This window comes from Neisseria perflava, from assembly GCF_019334725.1.
GTDB classification, from domain to species: Bacteria; Pseudomonadota; Gammaproteobacteria; order Burkholderiales; family Neisseriaceae; genus Neisseria; species Neisseria subflava_A.
The window spans coordinates 1,028,993-1,047,111 of the sequence record NZ_CP079818.1; the positions used below are offsets into that span (position 1 = coordinate 1,028,993).

17 protein-coding genes are annotated in these 18,119 nt (G+C 47.9%); 11 read left to right on the top strand and 6 right to left on the bottom strand.

What is annotated here, in order from left to right:
* The 10 genes from thrS (at position 1) to accD (ending at position 9,673) form a co-directional block, all read left to right on the top strand.
* On the top strand, positions 1–1,914 hold the full coding sequence (thrS, locus tag LPB400_RS04940) for a threonine--tRNA ligase (protein WP_219089602.1): 1,914 nt from the start codon (positions 1–3) through the stop codon (positions 1,912–1,914).
* 17 nt (positions 1,915–1,931) lie between these two features.
* Complete coding sequence (gene infC / locus LPB400_RS04945; protein WP_079453677.1) at positions 1,932–2,453, top strand: translation initiation factor IF-3; 522 nt, start codon at positions 1,932–1,934, stop codon at positions 2,451–2,453.
* A 142-nt stretch (positions 2,454–2,595) separates the two neighbouring features.
* The gene (gene rpmI / locus LPB400_RS04950) at positions 2,596–2,793 is read left to right on the top strand and encodes a 50S ribosomal protein L35 (RefSeq protein WP_003675505.1); all 198 of its coding nucleotides are present in this window, start codon (positions 2,596–2,598) and stop codon (positions 2,791–2,793) included.
* A 12-nt stretch (positions 2,794–2,805) separates the two neighbouring features.
* Complete coding sequence (gene rplT, locus LPB400_RS04955; RefSeq protein ID WP_003675502.1) at positions 2,806–3,165, top strand: 50S ribosomal protein L20; 360 nt, start codon at positions 2,806–2,808, stop codon at positions 3,163–3,165.
* Between the two features lie 248 nt (positions 3,166–3,413).
* Positions 3,414–4,403 (top strand): phenylalanine--tRNA ligase subunit alpha, encoded by a 990-nt coding sequence (gene pheS / locus LPB400_RS04960; protein WP_003683075.1) that lies wholly within the window; start codon positions 3,414–3,416, stop codon positions 4,401–4,403.
* 103 nt (positions 4,404–4,506) lie between these two features.
* Positions 4,507–6,870, top strand: coding sequence for a phenylalanine--tRNA ligase subunit beta (pheT, locus tag LPB400_RS04965; protein ID WP_107768813.1), 2,364 nt, complete (start codon positions 4,507–4,509; stop codon positions 6,868–6,870).
* A 115-nt stretch (positions 6,871–6,985) separates the two neighbouring features.
* Positions 6,986–7,288 (top strand): integration host factor subunit alpha, encoded by a 303-nt coding sequence (locus tag LPB400_RS04970; RefSeq protein ID WP_003680933.1) that lies wholly within the window; start codon positions 6,986–6,988, stop codon positions 7,286–7,288.
* Positions 7,272–7,619 (top strand): hypothetical protein, encoded by a 348-nt coding sequence (locus LPB400_RS04975; RefSeq protein ID WP_063076401.1) that lies wholly within the window; start codon positions 7,272–7,274, stop codon positions 7,617–7,619. The genes LPB400_RS04970 and LPB400_RS04975 overlap by 17 nt, the downstream gene beginning before the upstream one ends.
* A 326-nt stretch (positions 7,620–7,945) precedes the next feature.
* Positions 7,946–8,731: a tryptophan synthase subunit alpha gene (trpA, locus tag LPB400_RS04980; RefSeq protein ID WP_070461439.1), complete on the top strand. Its 786-nt coding sequence runs from the start codon at positions 7,946–7,948 to the stop codon at positions 8,729–8,731.
* A 75-nt stretch (positions 8,732–8,806) separates the two neighbouring features.
* Positions 8,807–9,673: an acetyl-CoA carboxylase, carboxyltransferase subunit beta gene (accD, locus tag LPB400_RS04985; protein WP_070461440.1), complete on the top strand. Its 867-nt coding sequence runs from the start codon at positions 8,807–8,809 to the stop codon at positions 9,671–9,673.
* 63 nt (positions 9,674–9,736) lie between these two features.
* Here the strand turns inward: accD and LPB400_RS04990 are convergent, their stop codons facing one another.
* The 6 genes from LPB400_RS04990 to LPB400_RS05015 form a co-directional block, all read right to left on the bottom strand.
* Positions 9,737–10,183 (bottom strand): GatB/YqeY domain-containing protein, encoded by a 447-nt coding sequence (locus tag LPB400_RS04990; protein ID WP_070461441.1) that lies wholly within the window; start codon positions 10,181–10,183, stop codon positions 9,737–9,739.
* Between the two features lie 97 nt (positions 10,184–10,280).
* Positions 10,281–10,493: a 30S ribosomal protein S21 gene (rpsU, locus tag LPB400_RS04995; RefSeq protein WP_003680926.1), complete on the bottom strand. Its 213-nt coding sequence runs from the start codon at positions 10,491–10,493 to the stop codon at positions 10,281–10,283.
* Between the two features lie 277 nt (positions 10,494–10,770).
* Complete coding sequence (locus tag LPB400_RS05000) at positions 10,771–12,618, bottom strand: lytic transglycosylase domain-containing protein (RefSeq protein ID WP_107792423.1); 1,848 nt, start codon at positions 12,616–12,618, stop codon at positions 10,771–10,773.
* Positions 12,619–12,796: 178 nt separating this feature from the next.
* Positions 12,797–13,264, bottom strand: coding sequence for an FxsA family protein (locus tag LPB400_RS05005; RefSeq protein WP_199900395.1), 468 nt, complete (start codon positions 13,262–13,264; stop codon positions 12,797–12,799).
* Between the two features lie 167 nt (positions 13,265–13,431).
* The gene (locus LPB400_RS05010; RefSeq protein WP_318839047.1) at positions 13,432–14,949 is read right to left on the bottom strand and encodes a polyamine aminopropyltransferase; all 1,518 of its coding nucleotides are present in this window, start codon (positions 14,947–14,949) and stop codon (positions 13,432–13,434) included.
* A gap of 124 nt (positions 14,950–15,073) precedes the next feature.
* Positions 15,074–16,144 carry a porin gene (locus LPB400_RS05015; RefSeq protein WP_219089606.1) on the bottom strand — a complete coding sequence of 357 codons (1,071 nt, stop codon included), beginning with the start codon at positions 16,142–16,144 and terminating at the stop codon, positions 15,074–15,076.
* 327 nt (positions 16,145–16,471) lie between these two features.
* On the opposite strand from LPB400_RS05015, the gene LPB400_RS05020 reads away from it, so the two are divergent.
* On the top strand, positions 16,472–18,091 hold the full coding sequence (locus LPB400_RS05020; RefSeq protein WP_107810831.1) for an ABC transporter substrate-binding protein: 1,620 nt from the start codon (positions 16,472–16,474) through the stop codon (positions 18,089–18,091).
* Positions 18,092–18,119: the final 28 nt, after the last annotated feature.

Genomic DNA, 18,119 nt, shown 5'->3' on the forward strand with positions numbered 1-18,119 from the left:
ATGTTGAACATTACCTTGCCGGACGGTTCGGTCCGCCAATATGAATCACCCGTTACCGTGGCGCAAATTGCAGCGTCTATCGGTGCAGGTTTGGCAAAGGCAACGGTAGCGGGCAAGGTTAACGGTAAATTGGTGGATGCTTGCGATCCGATTACCGAAGATGCCCACGTTCAAATCATTACGCCTAAAGACAAAGAAGGCGTGGAAATTATCCGCCACTCCTGCGCGCACTTGGTCGGTCATGCGGTCAAGCAGCTCTACCCAGATGCCAAAATGGTTATCGGCCCGGTGATTGAAGACGGGTTCTATTACGATATCGCAACTGAAAAACCATTTACGCCTGATGATGTAGCAGCCATCGAAGCGCGCATGAAAGAGTTGATTGCACAAGACTATGACATTATTAAAGTGATGACGCCTCGTGCAGAAACCATCAAAATTTTCCAAGATCGCGGCGAAGAGTATAAATTGCGTCTGATTGAAGACATGCCTGAAGTGGAAGCAATGGGCATGTATCATCATCAAGAATACGTCGATATGTGCCGCGGTCCTCACGTTCCCAATACCCGTTTCTTGAAAAACTTCAAGCTGACCAAGCTGGCAGGCGCATACTGGCGCGGCGACAGCAACAATGAAATGTTGCAACGTATTTACGGTACGGCTTGGGCAAGCAAAGACGAATTAAAAGCCTATATCCAACGCATCGAGGAAGCGGAAAAACGCGACCACCGTAAGCTGGGTAAACAATTGGATTTGTTCCACCTGCAAGATGAAGCGCCGGGCATGGTGTTCTGGCATCCTAAAGGCTGGACTTTGTGGCAAGTGATTGAGCAGCATATGCGCAAAGAGCTGAATGCTGCCGGTTATAAAGAGGTAAAAACGCCTCAGATTATGGATAAAACCTTCTGGGAAAAATCCGGCCACTGGGAAAACTATAAAGACAATATGTTCGTGACCAGTTCCGAAAAACGCGAATACGCGGTTAAACCGATGAACTGTCCGGGTCATGTGCAAATTTTCAATAACGGCTTGCGCTCATATCGCGATTTGCCGATGCGTTTGGCTGAGTTTGGTTCTTGCCACCGCAATGAACCAAGCGGTGCGTTGCATGGTCTGATGCGTGTTCGCGGTTTTGTGCAAGATGATGCGCATATCTTCTGTACCGAAGATCAAATCGTCGATGAGGCACGTGCATTCAATGAATTATTGGTTCGTATTTACAAACAATTCGGCTTCCATGATGTTGCTGTGAAGTTGTCCCTCCGTCCTGAACAACGTGCAGGTTCTGACGAAGTTTGGGATAAAGCCGAACAAGGCCTGCGTGACGCATTGACTGCTTGCGGCGTAGAGTGGGAAGAGTTGCCTGGCGAAGGTGCATTCTATGGTCCTAAGATTGAGTACCATGTCAAAGATGCCTTGGGTCGCTCTTGGCAGTGCGGTACCCTGCAGTTGGACTTCGTATTGCCGGAGCGTTTGAATGCAGAATATGTAACAGAAAACAACGACCGTGCGCGTCCTGTAATGTTGCACCGTGCTATTTTGGGTTCATTGGAGCGCTTCATCGGTATTCTGATTGAAAACCATGCAGGCTCATTCCCATTGTGGCTTGCTCCGGTTCAAATGGTGATTATGAATATCACCGAAAACCAAGCAGATTATTGTCGCGAAGTGGCTGCTAAATTACAGGCAGCAGGCTTCCGTGTCGAATTGGATTTGCGTAACGAAAAAATCGGTTACAAAATCCGTGACAACAGCCAATACCGTTTCCCTTATCAAATCGTTGTCGGCGATAAAGAGAAACAAGAAAACAAAGTTGCGGTACGCCGCAAAGCAGAAGACTTGGGTTCTTTGAATGTAGATGATTTTATTGCACAATTGCAGCAAGAAATCACTGACGCCCTCGTCAATCATTAATTTTTATAGGAGTATTCATCATCGCTCAAGAACGCGAAGCACGAATCAATGGTGAAATTACCGCCAAAGAAGTGCGATTAATCAGTGAGTCAGGCGATCAGCTTGGTGTCGTTTCAGTTCGTGAAGCTTTGGCTATGGCCGAAGAGCAAGATGTCGATTTGGTAGAAATTTCCCCGACTGCCAAACCGCCCGTATGCAAACTGATGGATTACGGTAAATACAAATACCAACAAGCCAAAAAGCGCGACGAAGCTAAGAAAAACCAAAAGCAGGTACAAATCAAGGAAATTAAATTCCGTCCGGGTACTGATGAAGGCGACTATCAAATCAAGATGCGCAACATCAACCGCTTCCTTGCCGATGGTGACAAAGTCAAAGTGACATTGCGTTTCCGCGGTCGCGAGATGGCCCACCAACAATTGGGCGCCCAACTGCTTGAACGCGTAAAAGAAGAGTTGGCTGAAGTGGCGCAAATCGAGTCCTTCCCTAAAATGGAAGGCCGCCAAATGGTGATGATGATTGCGCCTAAGAAAAAATAAAGCTATAATGCAAGGCTTATTTCGATTGCCGCTCGGAATAAGGTTTAATTAGCGGCAAAAACCGTGGTATTTTGGGTTCCAAGTGTTTGAAATTTATTTCAAAACCCCTTATACCTTATCTAATAACGAATGGAGTTTTCCAATGCCTAAAATGAAAACCAAGTCTAGCGCGAAAAAACGCTTTAAAGTACTGGGTAACGGTGGTGTAAAACGCGGTCATGCGTTCAAAAGTCACATCCTGACCAAAAAAACCACTAAAACTAAACGTCAATTGCGCGGCACCGCTATGGTGGATTCACGCGATTTGGCTTCTGTTGCTAAAATGTTGCCCTACGCTTAAGGAGTTTAAAATATGCCACGCGTAAAACGCGGTGTTACCGCTCGTGCTCGTCACCAAAAAGTCTTCGCGTTAGCCAAAGGCTACCGCGGTCGTCGTAAAAACGTTTACCGTGTTGCCAAACAAGCGGTAATGAAAGCCGGTCAATACGCATACCGTGACCGTCGCCAACGCAAACGTCAATTCCGTCAACTGTGGATCGTTCGTATCAACGCAGGTGCTCGTGAAAATGGTCTGTCTTACAGCAAATTCATGAACGGCCTGAAACGCGCTGCTATCGAAATCGACCGTAAAGTATTGGCTGATTTGGCTGTATTCGACAAAGCTGCATTTGCACAATTGGTTGAAAAAGCTAAAGCTGCTTTGGCTGCTTAATTCGATAAGATTATTTAAAAAGGAAGCTTATGCTTCCTTTTTTCTTTTCTTAAAGAAATCCTATGTAGTTGATTTTCTTTCTTTAAACTCTATTTTTTTATACTAATTTGCGATAAAATAGGCCTCTCTTATCAAACGGATTGGCCGCAGTAAGACAAAAGGCCGTCTGAACGGGTTTGTAATCAAATCCAACAGACGGCTTTGTTGTTTCAGACGGCCTGCCATCAACAAACAGACGATAAACCACCATGGAAAATGTAAACCGTATCGTTGCAGAAGGTATTGCCGCTATTGAAGCCGCGCAAGACTTCAATGCCTTAGAACAAATTAAAGCACGCTATCTTGGTAAAACCGGCGAATTGACCGGACTTTTGAAAACTTTGGGTCAAATGTCTCCTGAAGAGCGTAAAACCATAGGCGCGCACATCAATGAATGCAAAAATCAGTTTCAGACGGCTTTTAATGCCAAACGCGATGCCCTGAATGAAGCCAAGCTGCAAGCCCAATTGGCTGCAGAAGCCTTGGATATTACTTTGCCGGGCCGTGCACAAGAGCATGGCGGTTTGCACCCAGTGACTTTGACTTTGCAACGTGTGGTTGAGCTGTTTCACGGTATGGGTTTTGAAGTGGCGGACGGCCCTGAAATCGAAGACGATTTCCACAATTTCCAAGCCTTGAATATTCCTGCAAATCACCCCGCGCGTGCGATGCAAGATACCTTCTATGTTGAAAACGGAGACGTTTTACGCACACACACTTCGCCTATTCAAATCCGCTATATGCTCGACAAAAAAGAGCCGCCTATCCGTATTATTGCTCCCGGCCGTGTTTACCGTGTGGACAGTGATGCCACTCACTCGCCTATGTTCCATCAGGCCGAAGGTTTGTGGGTAGAAGAGGGTGTCACTTTTGCCGATTTGAAAGCAGTGTTCACTGACTTTATCCGTCGCTTCTTTGAACGCGATGACCTGCAAGTACGTTTCCGTCCGTCTTTCTTCCCGTTTACTGAGCCTTCTGCCGAAATCGACATTATGGGTGAGAATGGCAAATGGTTGGAAGTAGGTGGTTGCGGTATGGTACATCCTAACGTGTTGAAAAATGTGAATATCGACCCTGAAAAATATACCGGTTTCGCTTTCGGTATCGGTCTCGACCGTTTTGCCATGTTGCGCTACAACGTCAATGACCTGCGCTTGTTCTTCGATAACGATTTGAACTTCTTGAAGCAGTTTAAATAAATTTCAGATGGTCTTTTGATAGGCCGTCTGAAAAGTGAATAGATATTACTGATTTCGTCTGATAAAAATTTGTTTCAGACGGCCTGATAGTAGAGAAAATAATATGCAATTTCCTTATTCGTGGCTGAAAACTCAAGCCAATCCTGATCTTTCTGCCGATAAACTGGAACATCTTTTGACCATGGCCGGTTTGGAAGTGGAAGAAATCGATACTGCCGCCCCTGCTTTCAGTGGCGTGGTTGTTGCCGAAGTAAAATCTGTTGAAAAACATCCTGATGCAGACCGTTTGAACGTTACCCAAGTTGATGCCGGTACGGGCGAGTTGGTTCAGATTGTTTGTGGTGCGCCAAATGTCAAGCCGGGTATTAAAGTGCCGTGTTCGTTGCCGGGTGCCGTTTTGCCGGGTAACTTTAAAATTAAGCCGACTAAAATGCGCGGCGTACCATCAAACGGTATGCTGTGTTCGACCAATGAACTGGGTTTGCCTGATGATGGTGTAGACGGTCTGCACATTCTGCCTGAAGATGCGCCTGTCGGTGCCAATATCCGTGAATACTTGGATTTGGACGATACGCTGTTTACGTTGAAAATTACGCCTAACCGCGCTGATTGCTTGAGCGTTAAGGGTATTGCGCGTGAGGTTTCTGCGTTGACTCAATGTGCGTTTAGGCCTGTTGAAATTCAGACGGCCTTTATCGGCAGTGAGAAAAAACAGGCTGTCCGTATTGACGCACCGGCCGACTGCGGCCGTTTTATCAGTCGCGTTATTGAAAATGTCAATGCGAAAGCGGCTACTCCCGATTGGATGAAACAACGTTTGGAACGCAGCGGTATCCGCAGCATTTCCGCATTGGTGGACATCGGCAACTATGTGATGCTGGAAATCGGTCAGCCTATGCATGTTTTCGATGCTGACAAGCTGTCAGGCAGTTTGATTGTCCGCCGTGCTCAAAATGGCGAGACTTTGGCGTGTCTGAACGAGAAGACGGTTACTTTGGCTGACAATACACTGGTGGTCGCTGATGAAAAAGGTGCGTTGAGCTTGGCCGGCTTGATGGGCGGCGAGGCAAGCGCGGTTTCAGATGACACGCAAAATATCGTACTGGAAGCTGCTTGGTTTGCTCCGGAGATTATTGCGGGTAAATCCCGTCAATACGGTTTTGGTTCGGATTCTTCTTTCCGTTTTGAGCGTGGTGTGGATTACCGCTTGCAAGCTGATGCCATTGAGCGTGCTACCGAATTGGTGTTGCAGATTTGCGGTGGTGCAGCCGGTGAAATGGTTGAAGCACAAGGCAAATTGCCCGAGGCAAAACAGGTCGAATTGCGTTTAGGCCGTCTGAAAACGGTATTGGGCGTTGAAATCCCTGCCGAGCAAGTCGAAATTATCTTGCAACACTTGGGTTTGCAGCCTGAGAAAACCGAAGAAGGCTTCCGTGTTACTTCTCCTAGCTTCCGTTTCGACATCGAAATCGAAGCCGATTTGATTGAAGAAATCGGCCGCGTTTACGGTTATGAGAATATTCCTGACGACTATACTTCAGGCCGTCTGAAAATGTTGGCCTTGCCTGAAACCAAACGCCCTCGTTTTGCGGTTTATAACGAAATGGCGGCTCGCGGTTACCGCGAAGTGGTCAGCTATGCGTTTGTGGATGAGCAATGGGAGCAAGACTTTGCTGCCAATACCAATCCTATCCGCCTGCAAAATCCGTTGGCGGCGCAGTATGCCGTCATGCGTTCTACGCTTATCGGCGGTTTGGTGGAAGTTTTGCAAAACAATTTGAATCGTAAGCAAAACCGTGTACGCGTATTTGAGATTGCCCGTGTGTTCAGCAAAGATTCGGCTGATCAATTTGTTCAAAACGAACGTATCGGCGGTTTGTGGTATGGCTCCGTGCTGCCTGAGCAATGGGGCGAGAAAACACGCAACGTGGATTTCTACGATATGAAAGCCGATGTTGAGAGCCTTTTGAAAAACAAGGAAGTATCCTTTGTTAAGACCGAACATCCGGCATTGCATCCTGGTCGTGCCGCCAATATTGTTTCAGACGGCAAAGTAGTTGGTTTTGTTGGCGAGTTGCATCCGAAATGGCTGCAAAAATATGATTTGCCACAAGCGCCGCTGGTATTTGAAATCGATATGGATACTGTATTGGGTCGTGAGAAAACCCGTTATCAGTCTGTATCCAAATTCCAAGCTGCACGCCGAGATTTGGCATTTGTAATGCCTGAAGCTGTGACGCATGATGATTTGTTAAATGCCCTGAAAGCGGCGGCGAACAAGCTGGTTCAAGAAATCAGCGTGTTTGACGTTTACCGCGGTACGGGTGTGCCTGAAGGCATGAAGAGCGTTGCTGTTAAAATTATTTTGCAGGATATGGAAAACACGCTGACAGATGAAGTCATCGAGCCTTTGGTTGCGAAAATGATTAAAGCGGCAGCCGAAAAAGACGCACAGCTTCGCGCTTAAAATTAAGATAAAAGTTGTCGCCAAAAATTGCCAATAATATTTGATTTTTTGGTGAAGACTTGATTTTTAAAAGAATTTTGGTAATAATTGCACCAGTTTGAATGAAGGTAAACACATGACACTAACTAAAGCAGAATTGGCTGATATTTTGGTCGACAAAGTCAGCAACGTCACCAAGAATGATGCCAAAGAAATCGTCGAGCTCTTTTTTGAAGAAATCCGCAGCACTTTGGCGCGTGGTGAAGAAATTAAAATTTCCGGTTTCGGTAATTTCCAATTGCGCGACAAACCTCAACGCCCAGGTCGTAACCCTAAAACAGGCGAAGAAGTGCCGATTACCGCACGCCGTGTGGTAACTTTCCATGCCAGCCAAAAACTTAAAGGCATGGTGGAGCATTACTATGACAAACAACAATAATCCGGTTATTCCTGCCAAGCGTTATTTTACGTTGGATGAAATGTGCCAATTGGTGCAAATCAGTCCGGCTCAGTTTGCCCAATGGCAACATGAAAATAATGTTGTGATTGGATACGGTGGCGATCGATATACGCGTTCAGATGTGGTTAAGTTGTTGAAACTGAAAGATACGTTTGAACCATATATCGATACGTTCAGCCGTGGTGCTTTGGATGCAAACGGCAATCCTGCTGCCAATGCAGAAGAAGTCCGTCATGGTCTGATGCAGATTTTGTCTGATTTGGAGCGTCATCTTGGTTCTGAACAACAAAATCACCATGTCGAGCTATAATCGATAAGAAAATTCTGATCAAAAGTGCGAAGGCATACAAAGATTTGCATAATTGATTCTAATAAAGGCTGTTTGAATGATTTTCAGACGGCCTTTATTGTTTTATATTGCTTTCAAAATATCAGAATCTTGATTGCAAATGATTCTATGAAATAGCCGTAAATGTTATACTTAGCCTCTTGTTTGCCGATTGGAAAGAACCAGTCATTAGATAATGCGGATAGATACCGCCTTTTCATGGCAGACTGAGGTTTTTAAAACAAATGTAACGGCAGAATAAACAGGCTGCCGGACAACATTCAAATCGATGAAATGGATAGCAGAAAATGAGCAGAATCCAACAAACTTTCTCAGCGCTCAATGGCGCAAAAGCACTGATTCCTTATATTACGGTGGGTGATCCCAGCCTTGAGACAACCTTGGCATTGATGCATAGCCTGGTGGCTAATGGTGCTGATATTTTGGAACTAGGTGTGCCGTTTTCTGACCCTATGGCGGATGGCCCGACTATTCAACGTGCGGCTGAAAGGGCGTTGGCAAATCATGTTTCTTTGCGCGATGTATTGGAAACAGTACGCTTGTTCCGCCAAACCAATGATAAAACGCCGGTTGTGTTAATGGGTTACTTGAACCCGGTACATAAAATGGGTTATCAGGCGTTTGCGCAAGCGGCTGCCGAGGCAGGCGTAGATGGCGTGTTGACCGTGGATTCTCCGGTAGAAACCATTGCGCCTTTGCATGACTCGTTGAAAGCGCAAGGTATTGATTGTATTTTCCTTATTGCGCCAACAACAACTGAGGAGCGTATTCAAACGATTGCCAAAGTAGCCGGCGGTTTTGTGTATTATGTATCGCTCAAAGGTGTAACCGGTGCTGCAAGTTTGGATACTGAAGAAGTTTCGCGTAAAATAGAGCTTTTGCGCAAATACATCGATATTCCGATTGGTGTCGGCTTCGGCATCAATAATGCGGAGAATGCGCGTAAAATTGGTGCGGTAGCGGATGCCGTTATTGTCGGCAGCCGTATCGTCAAAGAGATTGAAAGCCATGCGGGTAGCGAGGCCGAAGCAGTAGGTGCGTTGGTTAAAGAGTTGAAAGACGCGATTCGCTAATATTTTTTATTCCATTATTTCAGACGGCCTTACGTTTAACTGGCCGTCTAAATTCTGAATCCTAAGGAGTCATTCATGAGCTGGCTAGATAAAATTCTTCCTCCGAAAATTAAAAACCGAAGCAGTTCGTCCAGCGTCCCTGAAGGTCTGTGGCACAAATGTCCGTCTTGTTCGGCAACGGTTTACTCAACCGAGTTGAAACAAAACAGCGAAGTCTGCCCGAAATGTAATCATCACAATCCGCTTTCTGCGCGCGAACGTTTGGACCTGCTTTTGGATGAAGAAGGCCGTGAAGAGATTGCAGCCAATATTAAACCGACAGACCCGCTGAAATTTAAAGACAGCAAAAAATATCCGGATCGCCTTGCTGCTGCGCGCAAAGCAACCGGCGAAGACGATGCTTTGGTTGTTATGAAAGGCACCATGAACGGCCTGCCTGTCGTGGTGGCTGCGTTTGAATTCCGTTTTATCGGCGGCTCTATGGGTTCGGTCGTGGGTGAGCGTTTCGTTCAGGGTGTACGCCGTGCTGTTGCAGATAATTGTTCGTTTATTTGCGTGGCGGCTTCCGGTGGTGCGCGTATGCAGGAGGGTTTGAACTCTTTGATGCAGATGACGAAAACCAGCGCGGCTTTGCATTTGCTGACTGAAAAACGTCTGCCGTTTATTTCCGTATTGACCGACCCGACCATGGGCGGCGTATCTGCCAGCTTTGCCTTCTTGGGTGATGTGGTTTTGGCAGAACCGAATGCTCTGATTGGTTTTGCAGGTCCGCGCGTTATCGAGCAGACTGTACGCGAAACCTTGCCGGAAGGTTTCCAACGTGCAGAATTTTTGTTGGAGAAGGGCGCAATCGACCAAATTGTCGATCGCCGTTCCATGAAAAAACGTATCAGCGATTTGATTACTTTGTTGCGTCATGAAGGTAAAGTAACTGCTGCTTGATGAGCACAATAAGAAAGGCCGTCTGAAAATAATATTTCAGACGGCCTTTTTGATTATTGATGATTAAGCAGTCAATGCGGCTTTCAAAACCTTGTTGACTTCGCCCATGTCGGCTTTTCCGGTCAGGCGGGTTTTCAGTACGCCCATGACTTTACCCATATCTGCCATGCCTGATGCACCGGTTTCTGCAATAGTTGCTTCAACGACAGTTTTGATTTCTTCTGCAGACATCATTTGGGGCAGGTAGCGGTTGAGGATTTCGATTTCCGCGTTTTCTTTGTCAGCCAAATCTTGACGGCTGGCTTCGGTATAGATTTTGGCACTGTCTTTGCGTTGTTTCACCATTTTGGTCAGGATGGAGATGACTTTTGCGTCATCGGCTTCGGTACGCTCATCTACTTCAAATTGTTTGATGGCGGCATTAATCAGGCGAATGGTGCTTAAAGACACTTGGTCTTTGGCGCGCATGGCAGTTTTCATGTCTTCGGTTAATTGTGTTTTTAGGCTCATAATGTTCTCACTTTATATAAAGAGGCCGCCTGAAAAAACAAAACACACCACAAAGCTGCCCTTGCGGTGTGTCGTTTATCACAGGGCAGGCCTGTAATTAGTACATTTTAGGAGGCAGTTGTTGGCTGCGCAGACGTTTTTGCAGACGTTTGGCTGCAGCAGCTTTTTTGCGTTTGCGTTCAGTAGTTGGTTTTTCGTACGCTTCACGGGCGCGCAGTTCGGTCAACAGACCGGTTTTTTCTACGGCACGTTTGAAACGACGCATGGCAACTTCAAATGGTTCATTCTCTTTAACACGAATAGCAGGCATTTTATTTCCTTTAAATTTTGTTCAATCAAACCGTTTTAAGAAATAGAGGACGGTTTGTCATAATGGGGTAGTTGTTGTATCGCTGGTTTGCCTAGGGCAGGGCGGGATACGCGCCGTGATGTAAACATCACCTCCTAACAAGTCGGCTTTTGCCGTGCAAGTGACCTTTTCGGTCAGAAACAATCGGGCGATTATCTTATAAACCCGATAGTTTGTCAAGGTTGCAGGCCGTCTGAACGTTTGATTCTGTCTCACTTTTCAGACGGCCTATCGGGTATTAATAGCGGCTGGGAACCGTACCCATACGTTGTTTCAACGAAGTTTGCGGTTCGTTGAACAATGACGCGTAATAAGTCGCGTTGGTCATGACTTTTTTCACATAATCACGGGTTTCGGTGAATGGGATGGTCTCGGCGTAGATGGCGCCTTCCAAAGGCGAAGAAGCCTGCCAGTTGCGGGCGCGGCCTGGGCCGGCGTTGTAGCCTGCGGTGGCCATCACTTCGTTATTTTGCAGGCGGCGTTTGGCATCTGCCATGTACCAAGTACCCATGCGGATGTTGCCGTCCATGGTGTAGAGTTCGCTGCTGCTCATGCCGATTTTGCCGGCGATTTCGCGGGCGGTTGCAGGCATGACCTGCATCAGGCCTTGCGCGCCGACGCTGGATTGCGCGCCCATGACAAAGCGGCTCTCTTGGCGAATCAAACCGTAAACCCATGCCGGGTCAACGCCTGCCTGTGCGGCATAGCGGACGGTCAGGTCTTTAAACGGAGAGATATAGCGCAGTTTGTAGTTGAGTTTGTGGTCGGTACGGTCGGCGCTGTTGATTGCCATGTCGTAGAACTGGTTGTCAAAAGCGACTTGCGCGGCAGTCAGCAGGTTGTCTTCGTTGAAATCGCGGGTGGCAAAACGCCATTCTGCCTGCGCCTGACGGCGCATTTTGGAGTCGCCGTTGTTTTGGCTGTTTTTAAACAGAACCAATGCGCGTTTGATGGCACCGTCTTCGCTCATGCGGCGGACGTCTCTGGCATCGGCATCGGAAACGTTGTTGCGCGTATTGATGCGGCGGCCCAGTTCTTCACCTGCCATTACGGCGTAGAAATTGCGGCCGGAAGCGGCGGCTTTTTCGTACATTTCTTTGGCGTGGCTGCTTTTGCCTTGTGCGGCAAAGCTGCGGCCCAGCCAATATTGCCATGTCGGGTCTTTTTGCAGTTTTTCAGGCATATGCTGAATCACGCTTGCCAATTCATCCCAACGTTGCAGGCGCAAAGCGGCGCGTGCGTACCATTCTAATTGTTCGTCGGTCAGTTGCTTGCGGTCGGAAACGCGGCCGTAGTAGCTCAAAGCAGTCGGCATGTTTTGGCTTTGTGCATGGTAGTGGCCCAGTACGCCCCATGCGAAGCTGCGTTGTTCGCGGCTGAGGCCTGATTCCATGTCGGACAGGGTAGCGGCGGCAGAAGCGGATTTGCGTGCATCTTTGCCGATCACGCTCAACAGGCTGTATTCGGTCGCACCTTGCGCTCCACCTTCAAACGGGCTGCCCAATGCGGCGGCGAGGTTGCGTGCATCTGTGGTTTGACTGTTGCTCAACAAGCCGCGCACGCGACGCCATGCGTCGTTGGTGTTCAGACGACCTGAAGCTGCCGCACTTTCAACCAAGCGGGTACAGCCGGCAGGTAGTTTGCCGGTCACGCGAACCAGCTCGGCGGCTTTGCTGTAATTGCCGCTGCTCAAATCGGCATAACATTGCACTTCTTGGGCGACGCCGGCGGCGTTCAATTTACTGAATTCTTGACGGAACAAATCCCATTGGCCGCGCGCGCCCAAGGTTTTCAGCCATTCGTTGCGGACGTTTTCAGCCATTGCGCTGTCGCTGGCTTGGGATAAAAATTGTTGTACCCAAGCATCGTCACCGCGTTTGGCGGCATCAATGGCGCTTTGGTATTGGCTGTAATCGGACAGGACTTTGGATTCGCTGTCAGCGCGGCGTGAAGGAATAGAAGTGGATTTAGGCTGAACGACGGTTTCGGTTTTCGAAGCAGTCGGTGTGTTTTGGGTGGCGCACGCCGATAAAACAGCGGCGGTAATCAAGCTGAGGGAAAGAGGGAAAAGACGTTGAACGTTCATTGGATACCGTGTCGTTTTTAGAATCAAAATAGTTGCTTATTTTAAATGATTTATGCGGAATAACCGAATTACAAACTGATATTTACATTTTCAAAGCCCGGAAAAGACTAAGGCCGTCTGAAATATGAAACACTTTTGAGGTATTCCTAATTCAGACGGCCTGTTATGAAGGCAGTCGTCAATCGGGTTTATGTTCGATATAGTCTTGCGGTTTGTCGGCTTTGCTGGTGCGCGTAACCGTGTATTCGCCTTCGATAATGTCTTCATCATCTTTGGCGGAGCTGTAAGTTTGGCGGTTTTGGAAAGACTGCGTAGAAGAAACGGCCGCGTTGCCTTTAAACGGAATCAGCAAGAGCAGGGCAAAGGCGGTTGAAATAAAACCCGGGCTGAGCAGGAAAACCGCGGCGGTAGTATAGCGAATCGGCCACAGCATCTGATAGAGGGAAATGTTTTGTCCGCTACGGACGGCTGCGCCTGCGAGCAAAAGGCCGGAGATGCCGGTATGGCGCAGCATAAAGATACCGCTGATAAAGCTGAGAGCCATCACAAACAGCGTCCAACCACCGCCAAGCCAGTCGGCAACCCAGACGATGGACATGATTTCCAAAAAGATTAAAACCAAAAAACCGATTCCAAAATACTGCATAAGTGTTTGTTCCTTCATTCAACGGATAGTGTCGATTGTCTTCTATCTAGATAAAGATAAACCTTATTTTTTCAAGCAAATGCTGTGTGAAAAAGGGTAAACGGGTAATGAGGCCGTCTGAACGGGGATAAAAAGAAGACAGATGTTTCAGACGGCCTTTAGATATTTTATCGCATCACATTGTTCCAATCGCTTTCAAAATAACTGACGAGAATTTGGTTGTTCAAATAATTTGCTTCAACCTTGCGCCTTGCCATATCGGGCGGAAAGCGGAACATTTCAGCGACGGTCTGGGCATTGAGATAGCGGGTGGGTACGTCGAATTTTTGCGGAATGGGGAAGTTTTGGTCGAAGCCTGCTAATACAAATCCCCATTCGCCGAAGGAGGGGACGTAAACATGATAAGGCGCGGTGGAAAGGCCGGCCGCTTCGAGGGTGGCAACGACCGACCAGTAGGCATTGGGGGCGAAATAAGGCGAAGTCGATTGCACAACAATCTTGCCCTGCGGCTCAAGATGACGGGCAACGAGGCGGTACATGGGGACGGAGTAGAGTTTGCCCAGCGAGAAATTGGACGGGTCGGGCAGGTCGATGATAATAACGTCGAATTTTTCAGACGACCCTTCCAGCCATTTGGCGGCATCATCGTTGACGACGTGCATTTTGGGATGGGATAGCGAGCCTTGGTTGAGCACGCTCAAGGTGGCGGAGGTTTTAAAGGTGGCGGTCATGTCGGGGTCGAGATCGACCAAAGTAACATTTTTGACCTGCGGATATTTCAAGACTTCGCGTGCCGCCAATCCGTCGCCGCCGCCGAGAATCAGGACGCGTTCGGCATTAGGAACCATCTGCATGGCAGGCAGAACGAGTGCTTCATGGTAACGGGCTTCGTCGCGTGAGGAGAATTGCAGGTTGCCGTTGATGTAGAGGCGGGTGTCGTCTTTCCAGCGTGTAACGACGAGCCGTTGGTAGGGCGAGTGGCTTTGATAGACAACGGGATCGCCGAAATAGCTTTGTTCGGCTTTGAAAGAGATACGGTCGGCGTAGGCGAAGAGCGTAATGAGCGCGGTCAATACGATAAACGCACGCGTACGGATGGCGTGATAGCGGGGTAATTCGGATTTGAAAACGCGTGCAGTCAGGTAGGCGACGGCGGCGTTGAAAATGCCAAACAACAAGGCGGAACGCGCCATGCCGAGTTTGGGGGCGAGCAGAAGCGGAAATAATAACGAGACGGCGAGTGCGCCCAAGTAGTCGAAGGTCAATACTTTGGAAACGAGTTCTTTAAATTCCGCACCTTTTTGGTTTAACACGCGCATGACCAAAGGAATTTCCATGCCGACAACCATGCCGACAATCAGTACAAAAGCGTAGAGCAGGGTGCGGAACGGGGCGGCGGATAAACCGAAGGCCACAAATAATGCCAGCGCGGAAATGCCGCCGATGATGCCGACCAGAAGTTCGATTTCGATGAAGCGGTGCAATACGTCTTTATCTTTGATGTATTGGGTCAGGTGGGCGCCGATACCCATTGAAAACAGATAAAGCCCGATGACGGAGGAAAACTGCAAAATACTGTCGCCCAAAAGATAGCTTGCGAGCGCGGCGATGATGAGCTCGTAAGCGAGGCCGCAGCTGGCGACGATAAAAACGGAGATGATGAGGGTGCGGTGGGCGTTCATGATGACGTTTTTGTTGCTTGAGTGTGGGCAATGTAATGATTTTTAAGGTGGGCTGCAAGTTTAATTATAGGATGTAGAAAAGGCCGTCTGAACAAATTGTTTCAGACGGCCTTTAATCTGTCAGGCATTAATAGCGGTGTTTGAATACCATGCCCACGGCGTAAGAAGATTTTTTCGGCAAATCTTCGTCGTATTTCGGATTGACGTTTTCTTTCAACCAGCCGGCGCCGAGTGTGGCGGTTGTCCGTTTGGAGAAGCTGTAATCGGTGCTTACGGCGACGTGTTTGTAGTCTTCGCCGACAGAGCTTTTACCGTAGGCAAAGCCGATTTGAGGTTTGAAATTGCCTACTTTGTATGAGCCGGACACCATAAATTCTTTGGTGTTGTTGATTTCTTTGTCGTAAGAACCGGCTACGTTTCCTGCCGCATCTTTCCATACGCCCCAGCAGCTGAAGCCGTCGCAAGTATTTTTGGCGTATTGGAACGCGGCATCGACGGAGATTTTGTCTTTGCTGTATCCGGCCATAAATGCATGGGCTTGGAAGTCTTTGGTTTCAGTCGGAGAGTCGTTGGGTGCGTATTCGGCAGCGTAGTGGGCTTTGAAGCCGTTGCTTGGGTGGTAGTAGTCTACACCCCAGCCGAAGACCCAGTCGCCGTCACGTTTTTTATCCGGATTCCAGTCGTTGTTGTTGCGTGCGGCATTGGAACCTGGGGAAACGTTGAATTTGAATTGGAAACCGTTTTTCCAAGGAGACTCATAAGCCATGGAAACGCGGCGTTGGCCGAAGCGGGAAATTTTGCCGAATTCCAAAATCGAGCTGTTGGTGTCGAACGGGTTCAGATAAATGCTGTTCATGGGCGTACTGATGTAACCCATTTTGACGGTGCCAAGGTTTTTGTAGCTGTTGAGAGCGACGTATGAGTCGGCAGTACCCCAGCCGCCCCAGCGGTCGGAATCGAAGTAAATAAAGGAGCCAAGTTGCCATTTCAGCCATAAGTCGTTGTTGAGTCGTACTTCATCGGAGAGATAAAGACTGGAACTTTTATCGGAAATGGTTGTATTGGTGACGCCGGTTTTATTGTTGTGTTCGACCTCGGTCATAATGTATATGGTACCGTTCATTTTAGGTTCGGCGTGGGCGATGCTCATGGAAGAGCCGATGAGGGTAATGGCAACAAAACAAGATAACTTGTTCATTTTGTTCTCCTTTTATGTCTTTTATTAATTGGGGATGGGGGAATTCGGATAATCTTATTTGACAAATTATAAAAAATCAATACATTTGTAATTTATCGTAGGATAAATTGAAAAATAGTTTTCAGTTACGTATTTTTGTGTTAATTTGCCAACAATCTTGGATGGCTCACTATTATTCTGGTGGAATATGTGGTTTATAACACTATTTTCATGGTTTGAAATAGATGATTTAACTATGCTGGAAAAGTTCTAAATAAATGTAGTTTAGTGTAGCTTGAATAATTAGGCCGTCTGAAAAAGAAGAATACCCAAAAGAAGGAATGAAATATGGCTGGAAAAACCTATCCGCTGTTGGCTGCATCATTGGCTGCCGTATTCGCGCTGTCGGCGTGCAGCCGTGATGTCAAGCCTGCTCCTGAGTTTAAACGTACCGATTATGAGCGCGTGGTGGTCAGCAACGGCGTTGAGCCGGGTACGCTGGATCCTCAGATGAGCGGCGATATGGCGGCTGGTGCGATTATCCGTCAGTTGATGGATGGTTTGGTCGGTACGGATGCCGAAGGTAAAACCATTCCTGCTTTGGCGGAAAAATGGGAAAGTGAGGGCGAGCGCATTTGGACCTTCCATCTGCGTGATGCCAAATGGAGCAATGGCGATCCGATTACTGCCGAAGATTTTGTGTACAGCTTCCGCCGTCTTGCCGATCCGGCCACCGGCGCACCTTTCGGCAGCTATTTGGTCGATGCCCAAGTGGAAAATGCGGAAGATATATTAAACGGCAAAGCCAAGCCTGAGACATTGGGCGTCAAGGCGTTGGACGCGAAGACCCTGCAATTTACGCTGATTGCGCCCGTGCCTTATTTTCCCGATATGCTGATTCAGCAATTCACATTTCCGGTTCACCGCGCCACTGTTGAAAAATATGGCAATAAGTGGACGCAGCCCGGTCAGTATGTTTCCAGTGGCGCTTATCTCTTAACGGATTGGAAAGTCAACAGCCACATCAATATGGAACGAAATCCCAATTATTACGATAAAGACAAAGTGGCCATTCCGAAGGCGGTTTTCTTGTCAGGTAGCGGCGAGTACAACCGTTATCGCGCCAATGAAATTGATGTGACTTACGGTATTCCCAGTGATCAGGTCAAAGTGGCGGATATTGAGTTTCCGGGACAAGTGAAACGTACAACTTCTTTGTGCAGCTGGTATTTGGAGCCGAACCACGAAGCGGCGCCGTTTAACGATCCGCGCGTCCGCAAGGCACTCAATATGCTGACGCGCCGCGACATCGTCGTCAAAGTGGGTGGCCGTGGCGATACGCCTGCGTTCCAATTGACGCCGCCGCAAATGCAGGGCGTGATTCCTGTTTATCCGGAGTGGAAAGAGTGGACGCCTGAAAAACGCATCGAAACCGCACGCAAACTGTTGAACGAAGCAGGCTACAACGATGACCATCCGCTTGAGTTCGATATTTTGTACAGCACCAGCGAAGCATCCAAAAAACAAATTACTGCCGTGCAGTCGGTGTGGAAAGCTGCCATTCCGTTTATCCGTCCGACTTTGTCTAACGAGGAATGGAAAACTTATTTGGATACGCGCGCGCAAGGCAATTTCAAGGTTTCGTTCAGTGGTTGGTGTTCCGATTTTAACGATCCGGCGGGCATGCTCAATATTTTGAAATCCAACAACTCAAACAATGCATTCCGCTACAAAAGCGCGGCGTTTGACACATTTATGAACAATACGCTGAAAGATGGCGTCAGCAAGGAAGCGCGCAGCCAGCTCTATGCCGATGCGGAGAAGCAGCTTCAAGAAGACGCTACACTGATTCCGTTGTATCATCAGGTTGAAGTGCGTATGGTCAAACCCGATATTATCGGCTATTCCGACAAAGACCCTTTACGGAACTACACAGTCAAGAACTGGTCGTTCGCACCGAAAAAATAGATTGATTATAGACAGCACAAGTTTTCAG

Excerpts from the sequence above, each read along its gene's own strand:
- thrS (WP_219089602.1), top strand. The coding sequence starts at position 1 with ATGTTGAACATTACCTTGCCGGACGGTTCGGTCCGCCAATATGAATCA.
- rpmI (WP_003675505.1), top strand. The coding sequence starts at position 2,596 with ATGCCTAAAATGAAAACCAAGTCTAGCGCGAAAAAACGCTTTAAAGTA.
- rplT (WP_003675502.1), top strand. The coding sequence starts at position 2,806 with ATGCCACGCGTAAAACGCGGTGTTACCGCTCGTGCTCGTCACCAAAAA.
- pheS (WP_003683075.1), top strand. The coding sequence starts at position 3,414 with ATGGAAAATGTAAACCGTATCGTTGCAGAAGGTATTGCCGCTATTGAA.
- pheT (WP_107768813.1), top strand. The coding sequence starts at position 4,507 with ATGCAATTTCCTTATTCGTGGCTGAAAACTCAAGCCAATCCTGATCTT.
- LPB400_RS04970 (WP_003680933.1), top strand. The coding sequence starts at position 6,986 with ATGACACTAACTAAAGCAGAATTGGCTGATATTTTGGTCGACAAAGTC.
- LPB400_RS04975 (WP_063076401.1), top strand. The coding sequence starts at position 7,272 with ATGACAAACAACAATAATCCGGTTATTCCTGCCAAGCGTTATTTTACG.
- trpA (WP_070461439.1), top strand. The coding sequence starts at position 7,946 with ATGAGCAGAATCCAACAAACTTTCTCAGCGCTCAATGGCGCAAAAGCA.
- accD (WP_070461440.1), top strand. The coding sequence starts at position 8,807 with ATGAGCTGGCTAGATAAAATTCTTCCTCCGAAAATTAAAAACCGAAGC.
- LPB400_RS04990 (WP_070461441.1), bottom strand. The coding sequence starts at position 10,183 with ATGAGCCTAAAAACACAATTAACCGAAGACATGAAAACTGCCATGCGC.
- rpsU (WP_003680926.1), bottom strand. The coding sequence starts at position 10,493 with ATGCCTGCTATTCGTGTTAAAGAGAATGAACCATTTGAAGTTGCCATG.
- LPB400_RS05000 (WP_107792423.1), bottom strand. The coding sequence starts at position 12,618 with ATGAACGTTCAACGTCTTTTCCCTCTTTCCCTCAGCTTGATTACCGCC.
- LPB400_RS05005 (WP_199900395.1), bottom strand. The coding sequence starts at position 13,264 with ATGCAGTATTTTGGAATCGGTTTTTTGGTTTTAATCTTTTTGGAAATC.
- LPB400_RS05015 (WP_219089606.1), bottom strand. The coding sequence starts at position 16,144 with ATGAACAAGTTATCTTGTTTTGTTGCCATTACCCTCATCGGCTCTTCC.
- LPB400_RS05020 (WP_107810831.1), top strand. The coding sequence starts at position 16,472 with ATGGCTGGAAAAACCTATCCGCTGTTGGCTGCATCATTGGCTGCCGTA.